Source organism: Slackia heliotrinireducens DSM 20476 (assembly GCF_000023885.1).
GTDB lineage: Bacteria > Actinomycetota > Coriobacteriia > Coriobacteriales > Eggerthellaceae > Slackia > Slackia heliotrinireducens.
Map to the genome: position 1 here is coordinate 2383104 of NC_013165.1, position 12187 is coordinate 2395290.

13 protein-coding genes are annotated in these 12187 nt (G+C 59.1%); all 13 read right to left on the reverse strand.

Features of this window, described 5'->3' with window-relative positions; all coding sequences use genetic code 11:
- Nucleotides 1-51 precede the first annotated feature (51 nt).
- Nucleotides 52-855 (reverse strand): F0F1 ATP synthase subunit A, encoded by an 804-nt coding sequence (gene atpB / locus SHEL_RS10520; RefSeq protein ID WP_012799256.1) that lies wholly within the window; start codon nt 853-855, stop codon nt 52-54.
- A gap of 32 nt (nt 856-887) precedes the next feature.
- The gene (locus SHEL_RS10525) at nt 888-1184 is read right to left on the reverse strand and encodes a hypothetical protein (protein ID WP_012799257.1); all 297 of its coding nucleotides are present in this window, start codon (nt 1182-1184) and stop codon (nt 888-890) included.
- 136 nt (nt 1185-1320) lie between these two features.
- Nucleotides 1321-1791, reverse strand: a complete 471-nt coding sequence (locus SHEL_RS10530; RefSeq protein ID WP_012799258.1) for a deoxycytidylate deaminase — start codon at nt 1789-1791, stop codon at nt 1321-1323.
- 204 nt (nt 1792-1995) lie between these two features.
- Nucleotides 1996-2370, reverse strand: a complete 375-nt coding sequence (locus SHEL_RS10535) for a RidA family protein (protein WP_012799259.1) — start codon at nt 2368-2370, stop codon at nt 1996-1998.
- Nucleotides 2371-2493: 123 nt separating this feature from the next.
- On the reverse strand, nt 2494-3789 hold the full coding sequence (locus SHEL_RS10545) for a glycine/betaine/sarcosine/D-proline family reductase selenoprotein B (protein ID WP_012799260.1): 1296 nt from the start codon (nt 3787-3789) through the stop codon (nt 2494-2496).
- Nucleotides 3790-3804: 15 nt separating this feature from the next.
- Nucleotides 3805-5088, reverse strand: coding sequence for a glycine/sarcosine/betaine reductase component B subunit (locus SHEL_RS10550; protein WP_012799261.1), 1284 nt, complete (start codon nt 5086-5088; stop codon nt 3805-3807).
- Between the two features lie 12 nt (nt 5089-5100).
- A complete protein-coding gene (locus SHEL_RS10555; protein ID WP_012799262.1) occupies nt 5101-5475 on the reverse strand; it encodes a GrdX family protein in 375 nt (124 codons plus the stop codon).
- 36 nt (nt 5476-5511) lie between these two features.
- Entirely contained in the window at nt 5512-6738 is a 1227-nt protein-coding gene (locus SHEL_RS10560; protein ID WP_012799263.1) for a YkvI family membrane protein, read from the reverse strand.
- Nucleotides 6739-6981: 243 nt separating this feature from the next.
- Nucleotides 6982-7545, reverse strand: coding sequence for a TetR/AcrR family transcriptional regulator (locus SHEL_RS10565; RefSeq protein WP_012799264.1), 564 nt, complete (start codon nt 7543-7545; stop codon nt 6982-6984).
- A 294-nt stretch (nt 7546-7839) separates the two neighbouring features.
- Nucleotides 7840-9096 (reverse strand): serine hydroxymethyltransferase, encoded by a 1257-nt coding sequence (glyA, locus tag SHEL_RS10570; RefSeq protein ID WP_012799265.1) that lies wholly within the window; start codon nt 9094-9096, stop codon nt 7840-7842.
- A 37-nt stretch (nt 9097-9133) separates the two neighbouring features.
- Complete coding sequence (gene rpiB / locus SHEL_RS10575; RefSeq protein WP_012799266.1) at nt 9134-9574, reverse strand: ribose 5-phosphate isomerase B; 441 nt, start codon at nt 9572-9574, stop codon at nt 9134-9136.
- A 97-nt stretch (nt 9575-9671) separates the two neighbouring features.
- Nucleotides 9672-11183, reverse strand: a complete 1512-nt coding sequence (gene glpK / locus SHEL_RS10580; RefSeq protein ID WP_012799267.1) for a glycerol kinase GlpK — start codon at nt 11181-11183, stop codon at nt 9672-9674.
- 29 nt (nt 11184-11212) lie between these two features.
- Nucleotides 11213-12154, reverse strand: a complete 942-nt coding sequence (locus tag SHEL_RS10585; RefSeq protein ID WP_012799268.1) for an alpha/beta fold hydrolase — start codon at nt 12152-12154, stop codon at nt 11213-11215.
- Between the last annotated feature and the right edge of the window lie 33 nt (nt 12155-12187).

Genomic DNA, 12187 nt, shown 5'->3' on the forward strand with positions numbered 1-12187 from the left:
AAATTCGAATGCCCGTTGTTTAAGGCCTTACGAGCACGGCCTGTCCGTTTCCTAGTGAGGATGAACCGCACCGGAGATGTAGGACGACGACAGGATGGCGAACACGAACGCTTGCAGGAACGCGACCAGGCATTCCAGGGCGTACATGATGACCAGCAGCAGGAACCACACGACGGAGGTTGCGCCCGTCGCCACAGCTGCCACGGCGCTGGTGGCGGACATCACGGCATACAGCACGAAGGTGCTGGTGGCGATGCCGAACACGCCGAGGATCATATGGCCGGCGAGCATGTTGCCGTAAAGTCGGACGGCCAGCGTGAGCACGCGAATCATGGTGGAGAACAGCTCCAGGAACCAGATGATGGGAGCCATGGGTTTCGGCACTCCGTGGGGGCACAGGGTGACCCAGTACTTCAGCAGACCGTTCTCTTTCATGCCCCAGTACAGGAAGTACACGAACGAGATGACCGAAAGGGCCCACGTGCACGAGATGGTGCCCGTGGAGGTCTTGAAGCCGGGAACCAGACCCAGCACGTTGCAGACCAGGATGAAGAAGAACAGCGTTGCGAGGAACGGCACGTGCTGCTTGAAGCCGCTGCCGATGACGTCCTCACCGATGTTCTTACTCACGAAGTCATAACCGAACTCGACGATGTTCACGAACTTGTTGTCGGGCACCAGTTTGGAATTCTTGGCCGCAACCAACACCACAGCAAGCGTGACAAAGAAGCCGATAAACAGCCACACGACGTATTGCGTGACGTTCCACGGCCCGATACTGAACACCGTGGTCGGCTCGAAATGTTCGAAGATGTGTTGCGCTTCTTCGACAAACGCAGCAAGAGCCTCGCCCATTCTCACTCTCCTTCTTACCCGTTACCTACACACTACTCACGGGGCGCGCGACGCTTCGCAAGCAGATTCTTATACACGACGAACACGATGGTTGCTGAAAGGAATACGACGGTTTCCGAGACGGCAAACGGCAAAACGCTCGCCTTCGCGGTTATTCCGCACGCTACCAAAGCCACCACAAGAATGATGAACGAGACGCAGACGCCCGCCAAACCGTACATTCCTATGGTAAGAGCTTCGGTTGAGGTGGATCGACGCGCCAAGCGAAGCGAAAGCAGCAAAGGCAGAAAACCGAGGGCTCCCGTCAACGCACCAAGCACGATGGCCATATAACGCCGTTCACTCTCCTCCAAAAGATACCCACAGCACGACCGCACAAGTCGCATTGGTATATGCTAGCAAATATTCAACCTGTCAAGCATCACACAGACACAAATGGCGAAAAACTTGTATATGCGGCAAGTTTTATGAAGACATCTCGACCCTGCGCACCATGATGCCTGTTTCGCTCAGCATCTCCATGGCAAGCTCGTCGGGGTACCCTTCCGCATACACCACTTCCGTGATGCCCGCATTGATGAGCATCTTGGTGCATACCACGCACGGCTGAGTCGTTATATATATAGATGAACCTGCGATGTCGATGCCGTACCTGGCCGCCTGGATGATGGCGTTTTGCTCGGCGTGCAAACCGCGGCAGATTTCATGGCGCTGGCCCGACGGTACGTTGAGCTGCTGGCGAAGGCACCCGGTCTCGTCGCAATGGCGCAGCCCGGACGGAACACCGTTGTAGCCCGTGGCCAAGATGCGGCGGTCCTTGACGATGACGGCGCCAACGGCGCGGCGCAGGCAGGTCGACCGCTTGGAGACCTCGAATGCCAGATGCATGAAGTACTCGTCCCAGCTGGGCCGTTCGATATGCCTGGTTTCTGCCATGGTCAATCCTTTCCGCTGCATTGCACGGCGTCCATCATACCCCATTTCGCAGCATCGGATGGATTCACCGCGATTCTTGCACATGGGCGAAAACGACGAAAGGCCCCGCACCCTGAAATGAACCGCCTCTTTTCCCAGGGCCGTGAGAAAAGGAGCAGCAGTTCATTTCGAGGTACGGGGCCAAAACCCGAAATGCGACGCGCCTTACGGAAGCACGGCGATAACCGAAATCTCGATTTCGGCGCCCTTCGGAAGCGCGCTTACCTGCACGCACTCACGTGCAGGATTGCTTACGAAATGACGCGCGTATTCGGTGTTGAACTCGCCGAAATGGGCCATATCGGTCAGATAACACGTGGTTTTCACCACGTGTTCGAAGCCGGTTCCGGCTTCGTTGAGGATGGCTTTAATGCTAGCGGCTATGCGGGCCGTCTGTTCGGCGATGGTTCCGGCAAGCAAATCCCCCGTTTCCGGATCGATGGGAATCTGGCCGGACACATAAACAACGCCGTTTGCCGAAACGGCCTGGGAATACGGCCCGATTGCCGCAGGTGCCAAGCTTGTGCGTATAGGTTTCATGACGACGCTCCTCTTCATACGGCGTAGCAAAGCGAGGTCCCGCAGGCATCGCCACCTCGGCGCGCCTGCGGGAAATGGCCTGCGGAGCGCGACCTGGCATACCGCGCTCCTCTAAACGGCCTCTTATTCGAAGTGGGTCGGGCCGTCGACTTGGGTTGCCAAGCCGTCAACCGCACGCTCGACCATAGAGACGCGCAACGACTTCTCTTCCTCAGGCGGCAGCTCCGGATTGCCAGCAGGATACGGAATCGCCACGGTAGGCAGGATTCGGTTCGCGCCGACCGATTCCGAAATCGTGGTGATCGTAGCCATGTGGATGATGGGAATGCCGTAACGTTCGATTTCTTTAACCATCGTTGCACCGCAACGAGTGCAGGTGCCTCAAGTGGAGGTCAGAATAACGCCGTCTACACCGGCATCTTTCAACTCCGCACCGATTTCCTTACCGAATGCGCGCGCGTTCGCGACGGCCGTACCGGTGCCGGTGGTGGTGTACATGTAGTCGTACACCTTGCCGATCTTTCCTTCGCGTTCCAGCTCGCGCAAGGCGTCGAGTGGAGCGACGCGATCGGCGTCTTCGTTGCAGTACACGGGGTCGAAGCCGCCGTGCACCGTGAAGAAGTCGCTCTTCAGGTCGTCCTCGCTGGAGATATCGTACTTGTTCCACTGCTGCGCGGACGCGGACTGAAGGTGATCGGGGTTGCCCAGAGGCACAATGCCGCCGGACGTTGCCAATGCGATGGTAGCCTTGGACAGATCGAGAATGGCCGGCGCCGGCTCGACCACGTCGAACGAAGGCATCGGAAGCTCGGTGGTGAACGGCTCGTCGTTCAGTCGCGCAAGCAGCATGTTGACGGCGCGTTTGGAACCGATCTCATCAACAAGGATGCACTCGCGTCGACCCTGCGGGAAGTAATGGTCGTCTTCAGGCGTAACCTCTTCACCAAGGGACAGCTTCTTCACAAGGTTCGCCATAGCAGGAATCGCCTTGCGCATCTGCGCTGCGGCGTTCGCCGTTTCCGCCACCCAAGCGAAGGACTGGCAGTGTTCAAGGCCGGGGTTTTCGGCGTACATGCCGCTCACGCACGTGATGCCGAGTTCGTCGGCAGCCTTGCAGGCGCCTGCGCAGGCGAATCCGTAACGCCCGGCGTTGAAAGCGGGACCGGCTATGAAGATGTCGGGCTTCTGCTGGGTCAGGACGTTCTTGATGAATTCGACAGCCTCGTCCTCGCGCTGCCCGAAGAAGTTGTCGCCGCAGATGATGGTGCCAACAGCCTCGATGTCGTCGCCGGCCGCCGAGGCGATGCCCTGGGCGGGACCAACGAGTTCGGTCCGGAACTCGGGCGCATGGTCGGCCATGTCCTCGCCGCCGATGCCGCCGAAGAACTGGTTCAGATAGAAAATCGCTCGTTTAGCCATCGTGTCCTCCTTTCGTTAGTACAACTTGACAGATGCGTTGTGGTAGCCGATTTCCGAAGTGGCGCCGATCACCGCGTTCAGTTCGACCTTTATCGAGCCGTCATCCGCGACGCAGCCGTCCCAGCCGCCGGCCAGGGTCTGCGCCGATTTCAGGTTGCCGATGACGCGTTCGGCGGGCCCGAGGTCGATGACCTTGCTCACGTTGCCGGACGAAACGACGGCGACGGCTTCGGGCGCGGTGTCGGTCAAAGGCTGGCTCGTACCGTCCCAACCCGAGCACTCGTCGGTGACAAGAGCGGTCTTGATTCCGCGCTTCTCGAGACGGGAGCAGATCATGACCAGGTCGGAGTCGGGGTTGCCGTAGCCTTCCTCGGAAACGATGACGCCTTCAACGCCCATCTGCTCGCAGAGCTTCGCGGTGTAGTCGCATGTGCGGAACTTGCCGTCCAGCGTAGTGAGCTCCGGCGCGAAGAAGGCGCCGACGAAGTTGATGGTCTTGCCGTGCTGCTCGTACAGGTCAAGAATGAGCGCATTGTTCTGGTGCTGGTAGGTGGTGATCTTGTCGCATGCCGCCACGCAGTTTCCGCTGATGACCGCATTGTCCAACTCCTCGTTGGGATGGAACCAGGTGGGGATGATCTGCTTCAGGTCGACGCCGTACAGGAACGTGTCGTGCAGCAGGCCCTGGGAGATGGTCATCTCCACATAGGCGACCTTAGGAAGGTTCGGGTATTTCTCGGTCTCCTTGTCCATGGGGCCCATCTCGTAGACCACCGTTTCGTCGATGGCGGCGTCTTTGGCGGCCAGGCCGACAAACGTCGAGGCACGAAGGCCAGCCAGGCGGACGACCACCTCGTGCTGATGCGGGTCGAGACCGTCCACGGGAGTGATGTCCACGACGATGTTCAACGTCTTGGAGAACGGGGTCCAAAGCGCACCTTCGCCCCACATGTCGATGACGCCCTCTTGGAAGCCGACCATGTCTCCGATGGTGACCACGGCGGCACCTTTCAGAACGTTCACGGTGCCGTTGCCGGCTTCTTCGTACTTCGTGGTTACGCCTGGAAATCCGTTTGCGCGGTCGACGCGGTAACGGGGCTCGATGACGTCCTTGACAGGAACGATGCGTGCGCACTCGCCAGGCTTGGCCAGATCGATTTTGACGTCTTTGACCTTATCGTCTTCCAATACGACGTTGCGAAGCCCCTCCGCATCAACGGTGAGAACGCCGTCTTCCACTTTGTTCTCATCACCCAAAACCACGTCTTTGATGTAAATCAGGTTCTGTTCAAGTCTCAATGTAAGCACCTCCTAAATTGCATGTGCATCTACCAGAATCGAAATCTCCTGCAGCGCCGATTCATGGAGCCGTAAGTCCATGGCCGCATAGCCCATGTCATGTTCGGGCTGTCCATTACGGTGCTCGGTCGCCTTTTCGAACAGGATGATCGCGTTCTCGGCAACCTGGCACTGTTCCAGGTCGGACGAATGATGCCGTTTTCCCAGGATCACCGTCCGGAACGGAGAGAACATCATACGGCTGCTTGCGAACAGCGGGTGCGACACCAGGTCATACCCTAAGAACACTTTGTCACGCACGTTCACAAGCACATCCCGAAACGATCCTTCCACGAACTCGACGTTCTCTCCCCCTTTCATCAGGGGATTGTTGGACACGACAAGCATGGCATCACCTCCTTTCAGGCATATGCCGTCGCGGCTCTATTCGTTCCCACCGTCTTCAAGTTCAGGCGCGGGCGCCTCGGCAGGCAGGTCGGATTCGCGGTTCTTCCTCTTGGCGATCAAGTCGCGAATGTTTTTGGCCACCATGAAGATGAGCAGCGCGGCGCCTACGTAGCCGTTAAGCACGTAGATGACGTTGACCAGAACGCGGAAGGGCAAGAACAGGCCGATAAGCAGACCGACGATACCCAGGACAGCCGTCAGAACCTTGAAGCGCACGGTGCCTTCTTCGGCGAAACGGGACACAGGGTTGTACAGCAGCGGCACGGCCGTGCTGTAGATGCCCGCGAAAACGACGATTGCGAACACGGAGCTCAGAGCAGGCAGGATGTGCTCGGTCAGAACGAGGTTGGGGATGTCCGCATTCCACACGTACACGCCGGGGTTCGAAAGGGACTCGACGTTGATGCAGCAGATCTGGGCCAAAGCAACAAGCACGATGGCGACGCAGATGGCAACCGTTCCGCCGACGATGCCGGCATTAAGATCCTTCAAGCGGTTGTTCATGCCAAGCGCCGACGTGAATGCGGCGAACCACAGCAGGACGAAACCCGCATACGAAAGGCCAGACATGAGCCACCCAGGAATAAATCCGTTGGGGTCTGCCGCATACTTGATGTTGTCGGTCGCCGTAGCTCCGATGAGCCCCTCGGGGGCGCTTGCCAATGCCGCCAAGCCGGCCGAAAGGTTCTCCCAGTTGCTAATCAACGACAGAACGGCAATGGCGATGCACATGACCACGATGATGGGACCGACGATTCCGATTGCGTCAACCAGCTTGCGCAGGCCCGCTGCAACGGTGATTATGGCCAAGACCGCCAAGACGATGCCGCCGACGACATGCGGAAGGCCGTATTGCTGCTCCAATGTGGAGGATGCCCCACCGATCATCACCCAGAAGGACATGTACACGAAGGCGGTGGAGTAATAATCCAGGACCGTTCCCAGGTGCTTGCCGCAGTAGTATTTGTAGACGTCGTTCGCCTTTTCGAATCGTTCGGTGGCGCCTGCATGGGCAAAATTGAAGTTGTAGTACAGGAAAAGCACAGCGAAAACGACGACCGTGGCGAAGAGCTCCAAGCCATACGACGTGTAGTACTGGATGATCTCCTGTCCCGTCGCAAAGCCTGAACCGATGGTAAACGCTATGACCGCACCTGCCAGGATAAGCACCCGTCTTGGGTTCAACCCAGTTCGGTTGTCCATGCCAGTCTCCTAACTTTCTATCGCATCCAATAGATGAAAAAAGCGGTCGACTGCTTCTATTAGGAAATACTATACGGATTGCCATTTGTGATAAATGGTCGATGATCCCAGTTCAGTCGCTTATTCCAGTGTTTGCGGCAAAGCAGGAGCATATGATTCCGATTGACAGGAATCGCTGATTAAGAAATCAAATACTTATTTGTTTCCCTTATGGGACGCTTTTTAAAAATGTGGGACATTTCCCTACTTGAGCAGGCCGCCTTTAACCAGGATGGTGCAGGCGATTTCCACCAACCGCTCAAGAGGAACGACTTTGCCGTCCTTAACCCATTTGCGGTATGTCTGCCATTGGACTGCGGTTACGCCCACCATGTACAGGTGCCATTCTTCTGCAGTCCACCCCTCCGGCGGCACGGAGTTCGCATAGCGTTCCGACTCCATGCCTTTTGCGATCTTCGCGAATATGCGCCCGTGCTTCTCGTTGCAGAGGATGGCGTCGTACATGGGGCCCTGCGCTGCGGAGAACCTGAGGAAATCCCCGGTCACCTGCTCGAGGTCTTCGGGATACCTCATGCCGGATGTAAGCTCGATGTACTCCCGGGCGTAGCGATCCTCGTATTCGTCGAGAAGATCGTTCAGGGTGGGATAGTACCGGTAGAACGTCTTTTTATTGATGCGGGCCCTTGCGCATAACGCGGTGACGGTAATCGACTCGAAAGGCATTTCCACCATCAGCTCTTCGAACGTCGAGTGGATATTGTCAAGCGTCTTCTGCACGCGTAAATCGCCGGCGTTCCTGTCAAACATGCGGAGTGACCTCCTATCGAAGCCGATGCTGGCAGCTAGAGAATTCTGGCGCGTGTATCATGGGAGATAATATACCTGGAACCAGCCCGCCGTTGCAGCCGCCTGGTTCTGGAAAATAGATATACACTATTACCCCAGTTGAAACGGCATATACAAGTTAACAGGTCGGAAACAGACGACGCATACGTCCGAAGGACGGCGTGTTGCGCGCGCGGCATTGGGGCGTTGGTCGGAAGTTTCTTCAATTGAAAGAGGCCGGCATGCAGCCGGCCTCCAGACAGGTGCGATTCGAACCTAGATGAGCTCGTAGCCGGGATAGAGCGGGTGCTTCTCGAGCAAGGCCTTGGTCTGCTCGGCAACCGAAGCCAGCACGGCGGCGTCACCCTTGGCGAACAGGGTTTTCGCGATAAGGTTGCCTACCAGGTGGAAATCCTCGGCCGTGAAGCCGCGGGTGGTGGCCGCTGCGGTGCCGACGCGGATGCCGCTGGTCACGAACGGCGAGCGGGGCTCGTTGGGAATCGAGTTCTTGTTCACGGTCATGCCCACGGATTCGAGCAGATGCTCGGCATCCTTGCCCGTGACGTCGGCGGGCGTCAGGTCCACCAGGCACAGATGGTTGTCGGTACCGCCGGAAACAAGGCGCAACCCGCCTTCGGTCAGGCCGTCCGCCAATGCGGCGCAGTTCTTCACCACGTTGTCGATGTACACGGCGAACTCGGGCTGCAAAGCCTCCTTGAAGGCGACGGCCTTGCCGGCGATCACATGCATGAGCGGGCCGCCCTGGCTGCCGGGGAACACGGCCTTATCGACTTTGGCGGCAATCTCTTCGTCGTTGCACAGGATGAGGCCGCCGCGGGGGCCGCGCAGGGTTTTATGGGTGGTGGAGGTGACGATGTCGGCATAGGGCACGGGGTTCGGATGGGCGCCCGTGGCTACAAGACCTGCGATATGGGCCATATCCACCATGAAGTAGGCGCCGTGGGAATGCGCGATGTCGGCCATGCGCTCGAAATCGATCACGCGCGGGTAGGCGGAGGCGCCGCCGATGATCATCTTGGGATGCAGCTCGTCGGCCATACGCTCCAGCGCGTCGTAATCGATGCGCTCGTCTTCGTCCAGTCCGTAGCCATGGACGTCGTACAGCTTGCCGGAGAAGTTCGCCGGTGAACCGTGGGTCAGGTGCCCGCCGTTGTCGAGGCTCATGCCCAGCACGGTGTCGCCAGGGTTGACCAGTGCGAAGTAGGCCGCCAGATTGGCGTTGGCTCCGCAGTGGGGCTGCACGTTGGCGAAATTGGCTCCGAACAGCTGCTTGGCGCGTTCGCGGGCCAAATCCTCAGCAATGTCGACCTTTTCACAACCGCCGTAGTAGCGCTTGCCTGGATATCCTTCAGCATACTTGTTGGTCATGACGCTGCCCATGGCCTCCAAAACCGACGTGCTGGTGAAGTTCTCAGACGCAATCAGCTCGATGGTGTTGCGCTGACGGTCCAGTTCCGCCTGAAGTGCACCGGCTATTTCGGGGTCTGATTGACTGAGATACTGAAGAGTCATGCGCGGTTCCTTTCCCTATATACGTCGTGCACGAAGCTTATCGTGCGTCAAGTGCCATGATTTTCTCAACACGCCCGGCGTGGCGACCACCGCCGAATTCCGTCGTGAGGAACACATCAAGAATTTCCTTGTTGGTGTCCACGTCGACGAAACGACCCGAAAGGGTGATGACGTTGGCATCGTTGTGCTCGCGGCACAGGGCTGCGAACTGCGGCGTGATGATATTTGCGGCGCGGACGCCTGCAACCTTGTCAGCTGCGAGCGCCATGCCGATACCGGTGCCGCACACAAGCACCCCGCGCTCAACCGTACCATCTGCCACGTCGTTGGCCACGGGAACGGCGTAATCGGGGTAATCGACACGGTCATCGGAATTCGGACCCCGGTCTATGACCTCGTGTCCTGCGGATTCAAGATATGCACGGAGCAGTTCCTTCTGCTCGAAACCTGCATGGTCGCTTGCAATGGACAGTTTCATGCGCTTTACCTCCTGCGCTTGCGGCGTTCACCCGATAACGGCGGCTGCCATTTTACGACACAACAATACGAAACGCAGTCAATTCCATCGGCTTCTATCAAAGCGTCTTATTTAACTTCGTTGAAACACGGGCGACCGCATCGTGCCATCCGTCAAGATGGGCTTTGCGACTCTCCTCATCCATATGGGAAACGAACCGGTCGTCCGTCTCGCGCAGCGAACGGACCGCGCCGAGGTCTTTCCAGAACCCCGTGTTCAGGCCCGCCAGCAATGCCGCACCGAACGCCGTGCTCTCGATGACCTGCGGACGGTTGATCTGCGCGTCCAGGATGTCGGCCTGGAACTGCATGAGGAAGTTGTTGCGGCACGCGCCGCCGTCCACGTTGAGATGCTTGATGGGGATGCCCGAGTCGGCCTCCATGGTGCGGACCACGTCCGCCGCCTGATAGGCCAAAGCCTCCAACGCCGCGCGGGCGATGTGGGCGCGACCGGCGCCACGGGTCAACCCCAGGATTGCACCGCGGGCCTGCGCATCCCAATAGGGGGCGCCCAACCCGGTGAATGCCGGCACCACATAGACGCCGGCGCAGTTCTCCACGCTGTTGGCCAGGCCTTCCGTTTCGGCCGCATCGGAGATGATGCCCAGCTCGTCGCGGAGCCACTGGATGAGGGCGCCCGCCACGAACACGCTTCCCTCAAGGGCGTATTCGATGCCCTCGGCCCCTGGAGCGCTTGCCGCAATGGTGGTGACCAGGCCGTTTTTAGAAGCAACGGCCTCGGTTCCCGTGTTCATCAGGAGGAAGCACCCGGTGCCGTAGGTGTTCTTGGTCTGGCCCGGCTCGAAGCAGCACTGGCCGAACAGGGCCGCCTGTTGGTCACCGGCCACGCCGCGGATGGGGATGCCTTCGGGCAGGCCCGCGCGGGATGTGACCCCGAAATCCGCCGACGACGGCAGCACCTCGGGCAGCATGGCACGGGGCACGCCGAACAGTTTCAGCAGATCGTCGTCCCAATCGCCCTTATGGATGTCGAACAGCATGGTGCGGCTGGCGTTGGTGCGGTCGGTCGCATGCACCTTGCCGTCGGTCAGCTGCCAGATGAGCCACGTGTCCACGGTCCCGAACGCCAGCTCGCCCGCTTCGGCACGCTGACGGGCACCAGGCACGCTGTCCAGGATCCATTTGATCTTGCTTGCCGAGAAGTACGCATCGGGCACGAGGCCGGTTTTCGCCGTGATGTCGGCTGCGACCTGCGGATCGGAGCACAGCTCGTCGATGATGCCGGCCGTGCGGCGGCACTGCCATACGATGGCGTTGGCGACGGGCTCCCCCGTGGTGCGGTCCCACACGACGGTGGTCTCGCGCTGGTTGGTGATGCCGATGGAGTCTATCTCGTCGGGCGTGGCGCCGGCGGCGATCAGGGCTTCGGCCATGACACCCAGTTGCGTGGATGCGATTTCCATCGGGTCGTGCTCGACCCAGCCCGGCTGCGGGTAGATCTGCGTGAAGGGATGCTGAGCGACGCCGCAGATGACACCCTGTTTGTCGAAGAGGATCGCGCGGGACGACGTGGTGCCCTGGTCGAGGGACATGACGTACTTTTTAGGCATGGGATTCCTCGTTTCTCTCAACACCGTCGTTACAAGCCGCGCCTGGTCAGCCAGGTGAGGACATCGTCGAAAACGCGCTGGTGGTCGTCTTCGTTCAGAATCTCGTGGCGCATGCTGCGATACAGCGACACGTCAACCACGTGGATGCCGGATTTCTGATACAGCTCGACGGCCTTCATGACGCCTTCGCCGTTGTCACCCACCGGGTCCTCCGCGCCCGCGATAAAGAGAACGGGCAAGGTCTTCGGTATGTTGGCCGCAGCCTTCGGGTCGGCGGCGATGCTCGTCAACCCAAGCAGAGCTTTGTATCCGCCCAGCGTGAACATGACGCCGCACAGCGGATCCTCAATATATTTGTCCACGTTCGCTTCGCTATAGGAAAGCCAGTCCAACGGCGTGCGCGCGTTCTTGACGGCCTTGGAGTATGCGCCCGTGACCATGCCGTCGACCAGCTCGCTTTTAGCCGTCTCGCCATGCAGCTTGATAAGGAGGTTGACCAGTGCGGTGCCGCCCTTCGACACGACAGGCGGCGTGAAACCGACGCCGCAGATGATGGCGGCTGCCAACCCGTCGGCATGACGCGTCAGGTACGCCTGGGTCATGAAGGCCCCCATCGAGTGGCCGAACAGGACGTACGGCACGCCTGCAAAGCGCTCCTGCATAAGGCCGCGCAGGCCATGGACGTCTTCGATCAGCGTGTCGGTTCCGTTCGGGTTACAGGAGATGTGACTCAGCGATTCCGGCGTCGCCACGCTTTTGCCATGACCCACATGGTCGTTTCCGCAGACGGCGAAACCGTGTTCGACAAGAAAACCTGCGAACTCGGTGTACCTTTCGATGTATTCCTCCATGCCGTGGGCGATCTGGATGACGCCGCGCAAGGGCTTCTCGTCGGTGTCGGGCTCCCAGACAACGGCATGCACGGTGGTTTTGCCGTCGTGGCTCGGATACGTAAGGTCGGATGTCTTCATACATTCCCCTTTCGTCTGCATCGGGATGATTAT